The following is a 16,383-nucleotide window of genomic DNA, read 5'->3' as shown; positions in this document are numbered from 1 at the left end:
ACAACCCTTACGGACAGGAAAAAGGTGAGATTCCTTTTCGGTAGTTGGCATTTGACTTGGTTCGCCAACGATTTATAGATTTTTATAAGAATTTTAAACCAGGTTCATATATGTTAAAAGATACGATCATTAGAACATTCCATAAAGAGGATTTAGAACAAGTATTACAGTTGTTCTATGAAACAGTTCATACAATTAACGCAAAAGATTATAATGTATTACAGCTACAGGCATGGGCACCAGAGCGACTAGATAGAGAAAGCTGGTTACAGTCTTTAGAGAAAAATATTAGTTATGTAGCGGATTATACCGGTGTAATAGTGGGATTTGGTGATTATAATGATGAGCATTACGTAGATCGTCTATTTACGCATAAAGATTATCAAGGGAAAAGGATAGCGTCATACATACTACAGGAGTTAGAAAAAGAAGCGGTGAACTTGGGACATAAGGAGATATATACAGAAGCGAGTATTACAGCAAAACCTTTCTTTGAAAGTAACGGTTTTATTTGCATAAAGGAACAAAAGAAACAGCATAATGGTCAGATTTTTACTAATTATGTAATGAAAAAAATAGCCCTCTCATAAACGAGAAGGCTATTTTTTCATTATTTTACAGCTTCTTTAAGTTCTTTACCAGCTTTGAAAGCAGGTACTTTAGAAGCTGCGATTTGCATTTCTTCACCAGTTTGTGGGTTACGGCCTGTACGAGCAGCTCTTTCGCGTACTTCGAATGTACCGAATCCGATAAGTTGTACTTTTTCACCAGCAGCTAAAGTGTTAGTGATTGATTCTACTACAGTTTGTAAAACTACAGTAGCTTCTTTTTGAGAAATCTCAGCATTTTGTGCTACGTTTTTGATTAATTCTGTTTTGTTCATGTTTTTCACCTCATATGTAAATAATGCTATTTAAGTTGTTATTATAACGTATAAAACATTCGAGAACAAGTGTACGCACATATATTCGTAAAAAAAATGAAATTTGTAATATTTTTTAGAGCTACTGTATAGACAGTTCATTTAAGCGGATACAGCTTGTTTCTTTAATTCGGTTTGCTCTTTATTGGAAGGTTGTTTCTTATTATAAGATATGAAATAAGGTAACGCTACAAATAACATACCGCCTACTAAGTTTCCGAAGAAAACAAAAATGAAGTTTGGAAAATATTCAATCCAAGTTAACTGTCCGGCAAAAATTGCAGCTGGGATAACAAACATATTGGCTACAACGTGTTGAAAGCCAATCGCAACAAAAGTCATAACTGGGAACCAAATACCGATAATCTTCCCGATAAATTCTTTACTTCCCATACTGAGCCAAACGGCTAAACAAACGAGCCAATTACATCCGATGGCAGAAATGAAGGCTTGCAGTGGTGTATCTTGTAGTTTAGCTTGTGCAATAGAAATTGTTTTTGCTAAAAAAGCGCCTTCTGTTAATCCGACGATATGACCGAAAAAATAAGCAACGAATACAGCGCCTATGAAGTTGCTAAACGTAACAATAAATAAATTTCGTATGAAATGAAATAAAGTAATTTTCTTTTGAAGCCAAGCCATAGAAACTGTCATCATGTTACCAGTTACTAGTTCACCGCCTGCAAGAATAACGAGTATAAGACCGATAGGGAATACAGCAGCGCCTAGAAAACTAGTAAATGATCCCCAGGACTTTGGCATTGTTCCAATAACATGAATATCGAGTAAATACCCTAATGCTATGAAAGCACCGCCAAAAAAACCAAGAATTAGCATAGGGAGTAATGATAAATGAGCTTTTTTTCTTCCGGAATTCGCAGCAAGTTCCGTAATTTCTTCTGGTGTAAATACAGACATGAATAATCTCTCCTCAATAAAATGATAGAATGAATAGAAGGAACATTTTTAAAAATCTATGTATTATAAAAATATGTTATGACTTCTGCATAAGTTTGTCAAAGTGAATGGGGTAGAATTGGATATAACTAACATTGTTCGTGTTGTCACATTAATGTAACAATAAGGCTGTAGAGTACTTCTAGAGGTGAGAACATGAATACGCATCATGTAAAAAAAGAACAAAAAAAATCAATCATAAAAATATTCATAATCAGTTTTATAAGTATAGTAATGATTTCAGTAAGTTTGTATTTCTATGCGACAGAAATAGAACGAAAACTAGTAACAGTTACGTGGAATGAAATAGAAGCATCTACAATTCCTAAAGAGTTTAATGATAAAAAGATATTGCAATTCTCAGATGTACATTTAGGGCCAGAATTTACACTGAAACAACTAGAAAATTTGGTGGAGAAGATGAATGCGTTACATCCAGATATAGTAGTTTTTACAGGGGATTTAATAGATAAGTTTGGATCGTATAAGGCGGAAAGAGAAGAAGCAAAAGGTATATTACAAAAAATACATGCACCCTTAGGGAAATATGCAGTGTTTGGGAATCATGATAGAGGCGGGGGAGGTAGTTTATTTTATAAAAAGTATATGGAAGAAGCTGGTTTCTATGTGTTAGTAAATGAAATGCAAAAAATTAAAGTAGAAAACGGAAAATATATTACAATATCAGGTTTGGATGATTTCTTATTAGGAAAGCCGCAAATAGATTCGACTTTAAAACATGTGAGACAACAAGATTTCAATATGCTCTTAGTACATGAGCCGGATGTTGTAGACAAAGTAGCTCGTTACCCAGTTGATTTTCAAATGTCAGGCCATAGTCACGGAGGACAAGTTCAAATTCCTTTTATAGGTCCATTAATTACTACAAAATTAGCTGAGAGCTATGTGGAAGGTATGTATGAATTAGAAGGGAAGAATAAGCCGTTACATTTATACGTAAATCGTGGTATTGGGACAACCCGAATGCCTGTTAGATTTTGGAGTGCACCTGAACTTTCAGTATTTGTGTTAAAGCAAAATAGCAACTGACTATTCTAGAGTAGTAGGACTTTCAGAGAAAGTTCTCTTTTTTTATTAGTTAAACATGGAATATTATGTGAGTTTTATCCCGCTTTAATGGGCAGTAAGACCCCCACTGATTAAAGTTTCACTTTATTTAAAGTGTTAAAATGGAAAAGAATCTTTTCATCATGTAGAAGTGAAAAAGTAATTTACATAAATAAAAACCAACAATAGATCATATAAAACCTATTGTTGGTTTCTTATTATTTTTGCAAGGAAATCGCATCAAAATATGTTCTGTAGTTATTAGAGAATTCAAAGTTGTTTTTTGCATCCCAATTAATAGACCAGGACATTAGGCCACGAAATGCAGGATAGCCACTCTGATTTGAAAGTTTATACTTTCCTCCGAAAGGAATTCCTTTAATGATATAATCTAAAGCTTTTTTCATTTCAGTTGGAGAAATATATCCGCCACTTGGAGCGGCCGCTGGTGCTGCAGGAAGTCCAATCATGACTTGATCCGAACGAAGAGCTGGGAACATGTTATTTGCATTACCACCTACAGGAAAACCATGTAAGAGCATATCTGCCATAGCGACTTCGTAGTCTGCAGTACCTTGATTGTAGTTATTACCGTCCATTCCAATCCCACTACCAGCGTTGTAGTGTTGAACGTGAATGTATGTTAGTTTGTCTTTCACTCCGTAAATAATCGGTAAATATGCACCCCATATGCTTCCATATGCGCTATAACCGCCTTGAACATAAGCTGTTTCAGGAGCCATGCTTAATAGAAAATTTGTACCATAATGATCTGAGATTGTCCGAATAGCTGAAATAAGATTTACGATTTGAGGAGTCGTTGGATTTTTGAAATTAGTGTCATTTCCGTTTAAGTAAATTCCTGATTCAAGGTCAATATCTATTCCATCAAAACCGTATTTATCAATTAGAGATTGTATGGAATTAATAAAACGTTGCTTAGCGGCATTATCAGGAAGTAAAACGACCCCATTTTGTCCACCTATTGAAAGAACTACTTTCTTTCCTTTACTTTTTAAATAAGCAATATCTGATTTGAATTCTGTATCCGTACCATACACAGGAGAAAATTCAACAGTGGAACGATCACCACCAGTTTCACCGAAAGATACATTGATTACATCCCATTTTGGTGAAACGTCTCTTAATTTAATAATGCCAGTACCATTATCAAAGTTATGCCAGTATCCAACGAGTAATTTTGACCCTAAATTGTTTGCTGCTTGTGCTTGAAAGGGAGCTAGCGGTAGCAGTAAGAAAATTACTAAAGTACAACAAATGAATTTGAACTTGTTTAACATATCAACACTCCTATACAAAAAGTTGTCTAGATGTATAATCTTGTTTATTTAATAATATCTGAAAATTCACTCTTTCGTAAGGTGACTATAATTTTCTCAACAATTGTGTATGGGAATTTATTAAACCTAATGAAATAATTTCTGAAGGAGGTCGAATTATGATTGTTAAATTCAGAATATTTTGATATATTTTAAGGTATAGGACAAGATTTTTCGCATAATACTCTTACATAAATTTCAAAATTAAGTTTGGAAGGGGATGTACAAGAGTTGGATAAAAATCTTAAGAAAGACCTTAAAATCCGCCACATTACAATGATTTCCATTGGTGGCGTAATAGGAGCTGGTTTGTTTGTTGGAAGTGGTGCGGTTGTGCATTCAGCAGGTCCAGGTTCTATCGTTTCATATGCATTAGCAGGACTTCTAGTTATTTTCGTTATGAGAATGCTAGGAGAAATGGCAGCTATTAATCCGACAAGTGGCTCATTTGCAACATATGCAAGAGAGGCAATTGGTCCATGGGCAGGTTATACAATTGGGTGGCTATATTGGTTTTTCTGGGTAATTGTTATTGCAATAGAAGCTACAGCAGGTGCTGGTATTATTCAATATTGGATTCCAGAAATCCCGCTCTGGTTATTAAGCTTAATATTAACGGTTTTATTAACATTGACGAATGTTTTCTCGGTGAAATCATTTGGAGAATTTGAATATTGGTTTTCATTTATTAAAGTAATAAGTATTGTTTTGTTCCTTTGTCTTGGACTAGCTGTTATTTTAGGATTTGTACCAGGAACGGAAGCACCTGGCACTTCGAATTTAGTAGGGCAAGGAGGATTTATGCCAAATGGTATAAGTTCGGTGTTACTTGGAATCACCGTCGTTATATTTTCATTTATGGGATCTGAGATTGTTGCAGTAGCCGCTGGAGAGTCTGCCGAACCTGTAAAAGCCGTAAAAACAGCAACAAATAGTGTGATTTGGCGTATTCTCGTATTTTTCATTGGTTCGATCGCTGTAGTTGTTACACTCCTTCCGTGGAACTCGGCGAACATATTAAAAAGCCCGTTTGTGGCGGTATTGGAACATATAGGTATACCAGCGGCAGCACAAATTATGAATTTTATCGTTTTAACAGCTGTACTTTCTTGTTTAAATTCGGGTTTATATACGAACTCAAGAATGCTTTTTTCAATGGCAGAAAGAGGAGATGCGCCAAAGGCATTTTTGAAATTGAATAGTAGTGGTGTTCCAGTTCGGGCGGTTTTATTTGGAACTTTCTTTGCTTACGTTGGAGTTGTTTTTAGTTACATATCCCCAGATAAAGTATTTTTATTTTTAGTGAATGCATCTGGAGGGATTGCGTTACTCGTTTATCTCGTTATAGCAGTTTCACATTTCAATATACGTAAAAAAATGGGGAAAGCGGAACAACAAAATTTGAAAGTGAAAATGTGGCTTTTTCCATATGTAACATATGTTACAATTGCTGCGATTATAGCAGTTTTAGTTGCAATGCTCGTAATTGAATCTTTACGTTCACAGGCACTATTAACGATGCTTGTTACTGTTCTTATAATACTTTCTTATTTTATTTTCAATAGAAATAAAAATAGTACAGTGTTGAATCCTAAAAGTAAAAATGAGGAATCTGTTCGATTCTAATTTCTTGTTTTAGAAGAGAGTTACACCCAATCATTGCTATAAAAGAATCATATATAATCATAGAAACAAGTAATTACTATTGTCATAGTGAATATAAACTTTTTTCTTGACTTTTTATACGAAGGCGAGCAAAATGGTAAAAAAGGAAGGGGGGATGACAATGGAAGAGTACGTATTAGAGCTATATAATCTGTTATATACGACAGAATGGCAAGATATTGTTTCGTTTCTAGGAATAATGTTTTGTATGAAAATCGTAATTGTATATATGGAAGAGCAAGGTATGTTCTATTCCTTCTCATCCCCGTTCGATGTGCAGCGCGAGCCGTTGCCAAACTATGCCAAGGTAAATTACGAACAAATTCCTTTTGTTATATTCTTTATGATTCGATTTATAACAGCAATTGTAAAGAAAAAGGAAAGTGACGATGAAGAGTGCCACTCAACTTGTAATATAGCGACTGCTTTTTAAGCTAAATACAAGGAGGAGATTTATATGTGGTTTCGATTTCTTATGATTGGTTTCTTTTCATTAACAGCAATTTCTTTAATGGGATATCAAGTGTCTGAAATTTTTCAAGCATATAGCAATACGTTTTTCAACAAAAACTAATTACATTGCTATTTAAATAATAAAGCGATAAAATCCTTCTTAAGAAGTTTTATTAAGAAGGATTTTTTTCTTTGCTCTGTCTTACTGTGTCAAACTATTGTCACATTTATACTGTGAATAATATGTTAAAATAGTGAGGTTACGTATACATATTTGAAGGAAGAGGAGTGACCATTTTGGTGGATCAATCAACTAATCAGAAAAGCTATGCTCCTATTGTGATAACGCTTTCTGTAATTGTAAATGCGATTATTTTATTTTTGTTCTTTGGACCTGTTGGCTATGAAGGAGAAGTACATTTTGATGTAACAATTTTACCAATGTTAAATGCAATTTTTAATAGCTTTACATTCGTATTCTTATTAGCAGCTTTATACTCGATTATTAAGAAGAATGTGAAAATGCACCGCGGTTTCATCCTGGCAGCATTTACAACGACGTTGCTATTTTGTGTTTCTTATTTATCGTATCATTACTTGGCGCCGGCAACACATTTTGGTGGGGAAGGATTCATTAAATATGTGTACTTCATTATTTTAATTACACATATTATCCTGGCAGCAATTATTGTACCACTTGCATTGTTTGCACTTGTATTTGGCTTTACAAATCAATTAACACGTCATCGTAAAATTGTACGTTGGACGATGCCGATTTGGTTATATGTAAGTTTATCTGGTGTTATTGTTTACTTAATGATCTCACCTTATTACCAATAAAAAATCTCAGCCTGTAGGCTGGGATTTTTTTGTTAGGCAAATATTTTTGTGAAATGAAAAAAGTATGGTATACAAAAGTATAGTTGCTTTTCATATAGAAGGGATGGTAAAGGGATATGCAAAATTTTGTATTTCGTAATCCGACGAAACTTATTTTTGGTAAAGGTCAATTAGAACAGTTAAAAACTGAAATTCCACAGTTTGGTAAAAAAGTTCTTCTCGTATATGGGGGAGGAAGTATTAAAAGAAACGGTATTTATAATAATGTACTTTCTATTTTGAAAGATATAAATGCAGAAGTATTTGAATTGACAGGCGTTGAACCGAATCCACGTGTATCAACTGTAAAGAAAGGGATTCAAATTTGTAAAGATAATGGTGTTGAATTTATTTTAGCAGTTGGCGGAGGAAGTGTGATCGACTGTACGAAGGCAATTGCTGCTGGTAGTAAGTACGATGGAGATGTATGGGATATTGTAACGAAAAAAGTATTTGCTAGTGAGGCGTTACCATTTGGTACGATACTTACGCTTGCGGCAACAGGCTCTGAAATGAATGCTGGTTCTGTCATTACAAACTGGGAAACGAATGAAAAATATGGCTGGGGTAGCCCAGTTACTTTCCCGCAGTTTTCGATTTTAGATCCAGTCCATACTGCGTCTGTACCGAGGGATCAAACAATTTACGGTATGGTAGATATTATGTCACACGTATTAGAGCAATATTTCCACCACGGAACAAATACAGAACTACAAGATCGTTATTGTGAATCTGTATTAAAAACAGTAATTGAAACCGCTCCTAAGCTTTTAAGTGATTTAGAAAATTATGAGTATAGAGAAACCATTTTATATTGTGGTACTATGGCATTAAACGGCATTTTAGCGATGGGAGTAAAAGGAGACTGGGCAACTCACAATATTGAGCACGCAGTTTCTGCGGTTCATGATATACCACACGGGGGTGGCCTTGCGATTTTATTGCCGAACTGGATGAAGCATGTCGTAGATGAAAATGTAAGTCGTTTTAAACAGTTCGCTATTCGTGTATTCGATGTAGAAACAGATGGGAAAACTGATCTAGAAATTGCGTTAGAAGGAATTGAGGCGTTACGTCAATTTTGGACTTCAATTGAGGCGCCGGTAACATTAGCTGATTACGCTATTGGGGAAAATGAAATTGATTTAATGGCGGATAAAGCGATGGCTTATGGCGAATTTGGTAACTTTAAAAAATTAAATAAAGACGATGTTTTAAGCATATATAAAGCTTCTTTATAAGTGAATCGAGCAAAGAAACCCATTTGATTGTTATATCAAATGGGTTTCTTTTTTGTTGTTTATAACCGTTTGTGATTGATTTTGGTTATTTATGAATGTTTATGGTTGATTTTTGTGATCGTTTTCATTATACTGTAATCAAAGAAGAGGTGAATGAAATGTTAACTCCTGAACGTCATCAAATGATATTGCAACTTGTAAAAGAGCTAAAGGTTGTTAAATTACAACAATTAGTGGAAAGAACAGAAAGCTCTGAATCAACAATTCGTCGTGATTTAGCGCAATTGGAAAAACAAAGGTTATTAAAAAGAGTTCACGGTGGTGCGGCTGTTTTAACAGGAAAAGGACAGGAGCCGACGATGGTTGAAAAATCATCCAAAAACATTCAAATGAAACAACAAATTGCGAAGCATGCGGCTAGCATTGTTGAACAAGGTGATTGTATTTATTTAGATGCAGGAAGTACGACATTTGAAATGATTCCATTTTTAATAAATAAAGACGTTACTGTCGTTACAAACGGACTTATGCATATTGAAGCTTTAGTTGAAAATAATATTCGTGCATATTTACTAGGCGGAATGATGAAAAGTAGGACGAAGGCTTTAATTGGTGCTATGGCACAGGAGAGTATGCAAAAGTATCGTTTTGATAAATGTTTTTTAGGTGCGAATGGTGTGCATGAACAACTTGGTTTTACAACACCCGATCCAGAAGAGGCGCTTTTAAAACAAATGGCATTAACATTAGCAAACGAAGGATATTTCTTAATTGATGAAAGTAAGTTTTCAGAAGTTGCGTTTGCGAAAATTGCCAATGTTGAAGAGGCAAATATTATTACAAACCATTTAGAAATTGATTTAGAAAAATATAAAAGACAAACCAATGTAATTGAGGCTGATAAACAATGATCTATACAGTTACTTTAAATCCATCTATTGATTATGTAGTACAAGTTAATTCCTTCGATTTAGGCGCAGTAAATCGAGCAGAGAAAGATATGAAATTTCCTGGAGGAAAAGGCATTAACGTTTCTCGCGTTCTTCATCGTTTAGGTGTTGAAAATGTAGCACTTGGATTTACTGGTGGATTTACCGGTCAATTTATTAAAGATGTATTACAGGCGGAAGGTGTAACAACAAACTTCGTCCAAGTAGACGGAGATTCCCGAATTAATGTGAAAATAAAAGGACAAGAAGAGACGGAATTAAATGGGCAAGGTCCTAATGTAACAAAAGAGAAATTTGAACAATTAATGAAACAGATTGAAAGTATGAAGCAGGGAGATTGTGTTGTACTAGCTGGAAGTGTACCAGCGTCTATTTCAATTACTTTTTATGAATCAATCGCAGCGCTCGGAGCTGAAAAAGGTATTCGTGTAGTAGTAGATGCAAGTGGTAGTGCACTGCAGCATGTAATTAAAAATAAACCATTTTTAATAAAGCCTAATCATCATGAACTTGGTGAGTTATTCGGTGTAGAGATTTCCACAGTAGAAGATATTTTACCGTATGGAAGAAAATTAATTGAACAAGGTGTAGAGCATGTGATTGTATCAATGGCTGGAGATGGAGCTTTACTATTTACGGCAGAAGGTATATATGAAGCAACTGTTCCAAAAGGTGTTGTAATTAATTCGGTTGGGGCTGGAGATTCTCTCGTTGCAGGATTTGTAGGGAAATATGAACAGACGAAAGATATTGAAAAGGCATTTCAATATGGCGTTGCAACAGGGAGTGCAACAGCATTTTCAGCTGATTTATGTGAAAAGGAAAAAGTAGAAGAATTATTGTCGCAAGTAATTGTAACTAAGCGATAGGGGGAAGCAACATATGAAAATTACAGAACTATTAAAAAGGGATACAGTTATTATGAATTTGACAGCTTCAAATAAAGAAGCTGTCATAGATGAATTAGTTGAGAAATTAGACGGTGCAAATCGTTTAAATAGTAAAGCGGAATTTAAAGAAGCTATTTTAAAGAGGGAGTCACAAAGTACGACTGGAATAGGGGAAGGGATTGCAATCCCTCATGCGAAAACAAAAGCTGTTAAGCAACCAGCGATTTGTTTTGGTAGAAGTGTAAGCGGTATCAACTATGAATCGCTTGACGGACAGCCAGCGCATTTATTCTTTATGATTGCTGCGAGCGAAGGGGCGAATAATACTCATTTAGAAACGTTATCGCGCCTATCTACATTATTAATGGATGAAGGGTTTCGTAAGCAATTATTAGAAGCAAAGGATGAAGAGGAACTTCTTCGTTTATTTGATGAAAAAGAGAATGAAAAAGAAGAAGAGGTTGAAGTTGTAAAACCAGAAGGAAATGAACCGTACGTATTAGCGGTTACGGCTTGTCCAACTGGAATCGCTCACACGTATATGGCAGCGGATAGCTTGAAAGCAAAAGCAGCAGAGCTAGGTATAGCAATTAAAGTTGAAACGAATGGATCAACAGGTATAAAAAACGGTTTAACGAAAGAGGACATTGAACGCGCAACGGCAATAATTGTTGCAGCAGATAAACAAGTAGAAATGAACCGCTTTGCTGGGAAACATGTCATCCAGGTGCCAGTCGCTGATGGGATTAGAAAAACGGAAGTGCTTCTTAATCGAGCTGTAAAACAAGATGCGTCAATTTTTAAAGGGATAAAGGAAGATGGGAAGACAGAGAGCGCAGAGAAAGAAAAAGGGTTAGGCATTTATAAGCACTTAATGAGCGGTGTAAGTAATATGCTTCCATTCGTTGTTGGTGGCGGAATTTTAATCGCATTAGCATTTATGTTTGGTGGAATTAAGGCGGAAGGTCCTATTGCTGAAATGTTAATGACTATTGGTGGTGGAGAAAAAGGAGCCTTTTTATTCCTTGTACCAATTTTAGCTGGATTTATTGCAAGTTCTATTGCTGATCGACCTGGTTTTATGCCTGGTGTTGTAGGTGGATTTTTAGCAGCACAAGCAAATGCTGGCTTTTTAGGTGGATTAATTGCTGGTTTCTTAGCTGGATATGTTGTTGTTGGTTTGAAAAAGTTATTTTCTAGTTTACCATCGCAGTTAGAAGGTATTAAACCAGTCTTGATTTATCCGGTATTAGGGTTATTAATTACAGGTGTTATCATGTTAAAAGTGGTTAATCCACCTGTAGTTGCGTTAAATGAAATGTTAACGAGTTGGTTAAATAGTTTAGGTGGTACAAATGCTATACTATTAGGCTTAATTTTAGGTGGTATGATGGCAATTGATATGGGGGGACCAATTAATAAAGCAGCATTTACATTTGGTATCGCTGCAATCTCAGCAGGGAACTTTGGTGTTCACTCAGCAGTTATGGCTGGTGGTATGGTACCGCCGTTAGCGATTGCATTCGCAACTACCGTCTTTAAATCAAAGTTCACTGAAGCAGAACGTAAATCTGGTTTAACAAATTATATTATGGGGGCGTCGTTTATTACAGAAGGTGCGATTCCATTTGCAGCTGCAGATCCGGTTCGAGTAATAGTAAGTTGTGTTGTTGGTTCGAGTATTGCGGGTGCATTATCTATGTTATTCCAAATTACATTACCAGCACCACATGGTGGATTGTTTGTTATCGCATTAGTAAATAAACCGGTGTTATATATTTTCTCGATATTGATAGGGACAGTTGTTTCAGCTCTTATGATGGGGATTTGGAAAAAGAAAGTTAAATAACACATGAAAAAGGAGGAGCTTTTATTAGCTGCTCCTTTTTATTACAAAAAAGAAGGTTAATAATTGGAGAATGATGGATTTTGGTAAAAGATGTAATGAAATATGAATTTTTTGTAACAAAAAAGTAATACTGTAATTTTTTCTGGAAAAAAATTCTGGTGCTTGTACGTGGAAAATATATGAAAACTATTGGGAATTCTATTGGAAAGAGAATTCATTAATATGGAAATTTATGTTACAACTCATTAATCGCATATTACGAATGGTTTGTAATTGTGTGATTTCTAAAAATCTCAAAAATCTGTTGCTATAATGAAAATACGAAAACAAAGCAAATGGAGGCTATTCATGAAAAAATTATTAGGTATAGCAACAGCAGCAGTTTTTGGTCTTGGGATTTTTGCGGGTTCTGCGAAAGCAGAAACGATTGTAACAACAGATGTATTAAATGTTAGAGAAAACCCAAATGTAGAATCAAAGCTTGTAGGTAAAATGTTGAGTGGAAATACATTAGATGTTGTAAATACAGAAAATGGATGGACAAAAATTAAATTAAATGGTCAAGAAGTGTTTGTGAGTGCTGAGTTTACAAAAAGTACATATTATGTAACAGCAGGCGTGCTAAATGTTCGTGCTGGAGCGAATACGGACTCTGAAATTCTTGGTAAACTTAATAAAAATGATGTAATTGAAACGACAAATCAAGTTCAAAATGAATGGTTACAATTTGACTATAATGGAAAAACAGGATATGTTCACGTGCCATTTTTAACAGGGACGGCACCCGTGATTGAAAAGAAAGAAGTTGTAACGCAAGAAGAAGCACCGGAAAAAGTAAATACGCCGGTTAAAAATAATAAAGCAGTTAAGAGTAAAGAGTCTGTTAAGAATGTAGAATCAAGTAAACCTGTGGCAAAAGAGAAGACAACTGCGAAACCAGTTGCGAAATCTGCTGAAACAAGTGCGCCTGCTGGTGGACGTGAAATAACAGTAGAAGCGACAGCGTATACAGCGCACCCAAGTGAGAATGGTACGTATGGTGGTCGTGTATTAACTGCAATGGGGCATGATTTAACAGCAAATCCAAATATGAAAGTCATTGCCGTTGATCCTAAAGTGATTCCACTTGGATCAAAAGTATGGGTAGAAGGATATGGAGAAGCGATTGCTGGAGATACAGGTGGCGCGATTAAAGGAAATCGTATTGATGTTTTAGTTGGTTCAGATGGTAGTGCTGATAACTGGGGGCGCAAATCTGTAAAAGTGAAAGTTATAGAGTAGTATATATGTATGAATATGAAAGGCGGTTGCTTGAAATTGTATAAGCAACCGCCTTTTGTGGATTATTGAAAAGGATAAATCGTTTTACCTGTAATAATTTTATATGCACTGCAAAATTGATTTTGAATATATTCTGTATTTTCATTTTCTGGATGTAATGTTGTTTCTTGGAGAGTAGAATGAAAAGAACGTAGCAAACAATTTAAGGCGAAGTATAATTCTTCTTGTGAGCAATTTTGTTCTTTTGTAGCAGTAGCTAAAATGAGGTCTTTTGTTAAAGATGAAAAATTAATGGTGGATTGTTTCATAGTCAACTCATCCTCTCGAAGGTATTTTTTATCATGTATATGCGGAATTGGACAAACTATGTTCTTTTTTATTTATCCCGCTTTAATGGGCAGTAAGATCCCCACCTCAAAATTCAGCGAAAGCAAAGAAGTTAGGTGGGGGATCAACTGCCCCTAAAAGTCCGATTGGTTCAACTAATAATCAGTGGGGGATGAAGAAAACCCCCGCTGATTAAAGTTTCACTTTATAATTTCATGTACCGGAATGAAAGAACTTGCAATCATGCCGTTAAAATTGGTAAGATTGGATATAATCAATAGATGGAGTACATCACATAAAGAGAGTTGAATGATATGGGAGAAGTGCAACGTGAAAAAGTTGCTGTCATCATTGGACCAACTGCTGTTGGGAAGACGAAGTTAAGTATTGATCTTGCTAAAGCGTTGAATGGTGAAATTATAAGTGGAGATTCCATGCAGATTTATCGTACGATGGATATTGGAACTGCAAAGGTGACGAAAGAAGAGATGGACGGCATTCCACATTATATGGTTGATATAAAAAATCCGGAAGAATCATTTTCTGTTGCTGAATTTCAAGAACGTGTTCGTAAGCATATTCGAGAGATTACAGAGCGTGGTAAATTGCCAATTATCGTTGGTGGAACTGGCCTGTATATACAATCTGTTTTATTCGATTATCAATTTACGGATGATGCTGGTGATACTATATACCGAGCGCAAATGGAACAGTTAGCATTAGAACGTGGTGTGGAATATGTACATAAAAAGTTACAAGAAGTAGACCCAGAAAGCGCTGAGCGTATTCATGAAAATAATGTACGCCGTGTCATTAGAGCGTTAGAAATTTTCCACACGACGGGTGAAAAAATGAGTGATCAACTTGAAAAACAAGAAAACGAGCTATTATACGATGTTTCCTTGATTGGCTTGACAATGGATCGAGAAATGCTATACGATCGCATTAACTTGCGAGTTGATATAATGATGGACCAAGGTTTATTAAAAGAAGTAGAAGGATTGTATAATAGCGGGATACGAGATTGTCAATCTATTCAAGCGATTGGGTATAAAGAGATATATGATTATTTTGAGGATCGTGTCTCTTTAGAAGAAGCGGTATCACAATTAAAGACGAATTCACGTCGTTATGCAAAGCGTCAATTAACATGGTTCCGTAATAAGATGGATGTCACATGGTTTGATGTTACAGACGGTGAAAAAACGTCAGAAATTTTACGATACATAGAAGGAAAGTTACAACTAAAGTCGAATAATAGTAAGTAGAGAAAAAGAGGAGGATTCGACATGAAGCAATCAATCAATATTCAAGATCAGTTTTTAAATCAACTCCGTAAAGAGAACACGTTTGTTACGCTGTACTTATTAAATGGTTTCCAGCTTCGTGGATTAATTAAAGGATTTGATAATTTTACAGTCCTACTGGAAACAGAAGGTAAGCAACAGCTTATTTATAAACATGCAATTTCTACATTTGTACCACAAAAAAATGTTTCAATTGAATTAGAGTAGTAATGAATTATTGTACATAACAAAAAAAGAGCGAGTTTCTCGCTCTTTTTTTATTTGTCATAAACAATAAATAGTGAAATTTAAGCAATTCTAAATACAGTAAGTCGGATGTTAGTGTTTCCTGTTGCAGGGATCGTAATCTCGTTAAGAGTAGATTGGACAGAAATGTTTGCGCCAGCTCTTAACGTTTCGATTGTAGTAAATGAAAGTGAGTCGCCTATTAAATTTGAAGAGAAGTTATCAGTTGCGACTGCTCCATTAATTGAAATGCCTACTCCAAGAGGAGCACATCCTGGTGCAGTTGTAGAAATAGATACGCTAATTACATAAATACCACCGTTGATAACTGTAACTGTATCTGTGCCATTAAAGATAATATTGTTTACGTTAATTGCAGTACTGAAAATAAAGTTATTAAATTGTAGTACTGTTTGTTGAATATTGTTTGTTACAACAATTGTTGCTACAGGGAAGCTAGGTCCAGTAGGCCCGGTAGGTCCAGTAGGTCCACCAGAAGGTCCAGTAGGTCCAGTAGCTCCTATACCAGTGGCGCCGGTAGCACCTGTTGGTCCTTGAGGCCCAGTAGCACCTGTGTTACCTTGAACGCCTTGAGGTCCAGTGGCACCAGTAGCACCCGTGTTACCTTGAGCACCCTGAGGCCCAGTAGCGCCTGTGTTACCTTGAACACCTTGAGGTCCAGTAGCACCTGTGTTACCTTGGGCACCCTGAGGTCCAGTAGCGCCTGTGTTACCTTGGGCACCCTGAGGTCCAGTAGCACCCGTGTTACCTTGAGTACCTTGAGGTCCAGTAGCACCCGTGTTACCTTGAACGCCCTGAGGTCCAGTAGCGCCGGTAGCACCAGTAGCACCCGTGTTACCTTGAGTACCTTGAGGTCCAGTAGCACCCGTGTTACCTTGAACGCCCTGAGGTCCAGTAGCGCCGGTAGCACCAGTAGCACCCGTGTTACCTTGAGTACCTTGAGGTCCAGTAGCACCCGTGTTACCTTGAACGCCCTGAGGTCCAGTAGCGCCGGTAGCACCAGTAGCA

The 16,383-nt window shown here is 36.0% G+C and carries 17 protein-coding genes; 12 read left to right on the top strand and 5 right to left on the bottom strand.

Going from position 1 to position 16,383, the window contains the following annotated elements; translation table 11 throughout:
* Positions 1 to 110: 110 nt before the first annotated feature.
* Entirely contained in the window at positions 111 to 590 is a 480-nt protein-coding gene (locus ACLBWW_RS00085) for a GNAT family N-acetyltransferase (RefSeq protein ID WP_048546459.1), read from the top strand.
* A gap of 20 nt (positions 591 to 610) precedes the next feature.
* Here the strand turns inward: ACLBWW_RS00085 and ACLBWW_RS00080 are convergent, their stop codons facing one another.
* Both ACLBWW_RS00080 and ACLBWW_RS00075 read right to left on the bottom strand, forming a co-directional pair.
* The gene (locus ACLBWW_RS00080; RefSeq protein WP_001043902.1) at positions 611 to 883 is read right to left on the bottom strand and encodes an HU family DNA-binding protein; all 273 of its coding nucleotides are present in this window, start codon (positions 881 to 883) and stop codon (positions 611 to 613) included.
* 141 nt (positions 884 to 1,024) lie between these two features.
* A complete protein-coding gene (locus ACLBWW_RS00075) occupies positions 1,025 to 1,840 on the bottom strand; it encodes a formate/nitrite transporter family protein (protein WP_048545864.1) in 816 nt (271 codons plus the stop codon).
* Between the two features lie 195 nt (positions 1,841 to 2,035).
* On the opposite strand from ACLBWW_RS00075, the gene ACLBWW_RS00070 reads away from it, so the two are divergent.
* Positions 2,036 to 2,929 (top strand): metallophosphoesterase, encoded by an 894-nt coding sequence (locus ACLBWW_RS00070; protein ID WP_048545863.1) that lies wholly within the window; start codon positions 2,036 to 2,038, stop codon positions 2,927 to 2,929.
* Positions 2,930 to 3,165: 236 nt separating this feature from the next.
* On the opposite strand, the gene ACLBWW_RS00065 is transcribed toward ACLBWW_RS00070, so the two are convergent.
* A complete protein-coding gene (locus ACLBWW_RS00065; protein ID WP_048545858.1) occupies positions 3,166 to 4,248 on the bottom strand; it encodes a chitinase in 1,083 nt (360 codons plus the stop codon).
* Positions 4,249 to 4,518: 270 nt separating this feature from the next.
* On the opposite strand from ACLBWW_RS00065, the gene gabP reads away from it, so the two are divergent.
* From gabP to entD, 8 genes are all read left to right on the top strand, one after another.
* On the top strand, positions 4,519 to 5,913 hold the full coding sequence (gene gabP / locus ACLBWW_RS00060; RefSeq protein WP_048545856.1) for a GABA permease: 1,395 nt from the start codon (positions 4,519 to 4,521) through the stop codon (positions 5,911 to 5,913).
* A 133-nt stretch (positions 5,914 to 6,046) separates the two neighbouring features.
* Positions 6,047 to 6,385, top strand: coding sequence for a hypothetical protein (locus ACLBWW_RS00055; protein WP_002072695.1), 339 nt, complete (start codon positions 6,047 to 6,049; stop codon positions 6,383 to 6,385).
* A 317-nt stretch (positions 6,386 to 6,702) separates the two neighbouring features.
* Positions 6,703 to 7,245 carry a DUF420 domain-containing protein gene (locus ACLBWW_RS00050; protein WP_000228316.1) on the top strand — a complete coding sequence of 181 codons (543 nt, stop codon included), beginning with the start codon at positions 6,703 to 6,705 and terminating at the stop codon, positions 7,243 to 7,245.
* A gap of 116 nt (positions 7,246 to 7,361) precedes the next feature.
* On the top strand, positions 7,362 to 8,525 hold the full coding sequence (locus ACLBWW_RS00045; protein ID WP_447613878.1) for an iron-containing alcohol dehydrogenase: 1,164 nt from the start codon (positions 7,362 to 7,364) through the stop codon (positions 8,523 to 8,525).
* A gap of 158 nt (positions 8,526 to 8,683) precedes the next feature.
* Positions 8,684 to 9,436, top strand: a complete 753-nt coding sequence (locus ACLBWW_RS00040) for a DeoR/GlpR family DNA-binding transcription regulator (protein ID WP_048545851.1) — start codon at positions 8,684 to 8,686, stop codon at positions 9,434 to 9,436.
* On the top strand, positions 9,433 to 10,344 hold the full coding sequence (gene pfkB, locus ACLBWW_RS00035; protein ID WP_048545850.1) for a 1-phosphofructokinase: 912 nt from the start codon (positions 9,433 to 9,435) through the stop codon (positions 10,342 to 10,344). The genes ACLBWW_RS00040 and pfkB overlap by 4 nt, the downstream gene beginning before the upstream one ends.
* A gap of 13 nt (positions 10,345 to 10,357) precedes the next feature.
* Positions 10,358 to 12,214, top strand: a complete 1,857-nt coding sequence (locus tag ACLBWW_RS00030; protein ID WP_048545849.1) for a PTS fructose transporter subunit IIABC — start codon at positions 10,358 to 10,360, stop codon at positions 12,212 to 12,214.
* 348 nt (positions 12,215 to 12,562) lie between these two features.
* Positions 12,563 to 13,495, top strand: coding sequence for a cell wall-binding protein EntD (gene entD / locus ACLBWW_RS00025; RefSeq protein ID WP_048545847.1), 933 nt, complete (start codon positions 12,563 to 12,565; stop codon positions 13,493 to 13,495).
* A gap of 62 nt (positions 13,496 to 13,557) precedes the next feature.
* On the opposite strand, the gene ACLBWW_RS00020 is transcribed toward entD, so the two are convergent.
* Entirely contained in the window at positions 13,558 to 13,803 is a 246-nt protein-coding gene (locus tag ACLBWW_RS00020) for a hypothetical protein (protein ID WP_048545845.1), read from the bottom strand.
* 333 nt (positions 13,804 to 14,136) lie between these two features.
* On the opposite strand from ACLBWW_RS00020, the gene miaA reads away from it, so the two are divergent.
* Both miaA and hfq read left to right on the top strand, forming a co-directional pair.
* The gene (miaA, locus tag ACLBWW_RS00015) at positions 14,137 to 15,090 is read left to right on the top strand and encodes a tRNA (adenosine(37)-N6)-dimethylallyltransferase MiaA (RefSeq protein WP_048545843.1); all 954 of its coding nucleotides are present in this window, start codon (positions 14,137 to 14,139) and stop codon (positions 15,088 to 15,090) included.
* Between the two features lie 21 nt (positions 15,091 to 15,111).
* Positions 15,112 to 15,336 (top strand): RNA chaperone Hfq, encoded by a 225-nt coding sequence (hfq, locus tag ACLBWW_RS00010; RefSeq protein ID WP_000813896.1) that lies wholly within the window; start codon positions 15,112 to 15,114, stop codon positions 15,334 to 15,336.
* 80 nt (positions 15,337 to 15,416) lie between these two features.
* Here hfq and ACLBWW_RS00005 read toward each other — a convergent pair.
* A partial coding sequence (locus tag ACLBWW_RS00005) for a Gly-Xaa-Xaa repeat protein (RefSeq protein WP_447613877.1) occupies positions 15,417 to 16,383 on the bottom strand: 967 nt, incomplete at its 5' end.

This window comes from Bacillus sp. M5A3_1b (genome assembly GCF_053345335.1).
The sequence above is the reverse complement of the archived record's forward strand: the minus strand, read 5'-3'. Positions and strand labels throughout refer to the sequence as shown.

Coding starts and splice junctions, on each gene's coding strand:
- ACLBWW_RS00085 (WP_048546459.1), top strand. CDS start 111: ATGTTAAAAGATACGATCATTAGAACATTCCATAAAGAGGATTTAGAA.
- ACLBWW_RS00080 (WP_001043902.1), bottom strand. CDS start 883: ATGAACAAAACAGAATTAATCAAAAACGTAGCACAAAATGCTGAGATT.
- ACLBWW_RS00075 (WP_048545864.1), bottom strand. CDS start 1,840: ATGTCTGTATTTACACCAGAAGAAATTACGGAACTTGCTGCGAATTCC.
- ACLBWW_RS00070 (WP_048545863.1), top strand. CDS start 2,036: ATGAATACGCATCATGTAAAAAAAGAACAAAAAAAATCAATCATAAAA.
- ACLBWW_RS00065 (WP_048545858.1), bottom strand. CDS start 4,248: ATGTTAAACAAGTTCAAATTCATTTGTTGTACTTTAGTAATTTTCTTA.
- ACLBWW_RS00055 (WP_002072695.1), top strand. CDS start 6,047: ATGGTAAAAAAGGAAGGGGGGATGACAATGGAAGAGTACGTATTAGAG.
- ACLBWW_RS00045 (WP_447613878.1), top strand. CDS start 7,362: ATGCAAAATTTTGTATTTCGTAATCCGACGAAACTTATTTTTGGTAAA.
- ACLBWW_RS00040 (WP_048545851.1), top strand. CDS start 8,684: ATGTTAACTCCTGAACGTCATCAAATGATATTGCAACTTGTAAAAGAG.
- pfkB (WP_048545850.1), top strand. CDS start 9,433: ATGATCTATACAGTTACTTTAAATCCATCTATTGATTATGTAGTACAA.
- ACLBWW_RS00030 (WP_048545849.1), top strand. CDS start 10,358: ATGAAAATTACAGAACTATTAAAAAGGGATACAGTTATTATGAATTTG.
- entD (WP_048545847.1), top strand. CDS start 12,563: ATGAAAAAATTATTAGGTATAGCAACAGCAGCAGTTTTTGGTCTTGGG.
- ACLBWW_RS00020 (WP_048545845.1), bottom strand. CDS start 13,803: ATGAAACAATCCACCATTAATTTTTCATCTTTAACAAAAGACCTCATT.
- miaA (WP_048545843.1), top strand. CDS start 14,137: ATGGGAGAAGTGCAACGTGAAAAAGTTGCTGTCATCATTGGACCAACT.
- hfq (WP_000813896.1), top strand. CDS start 15,112: ATGAAGCAATCAATCAATATTCAAGATCAGTTTTTAAATCAACTCCGT.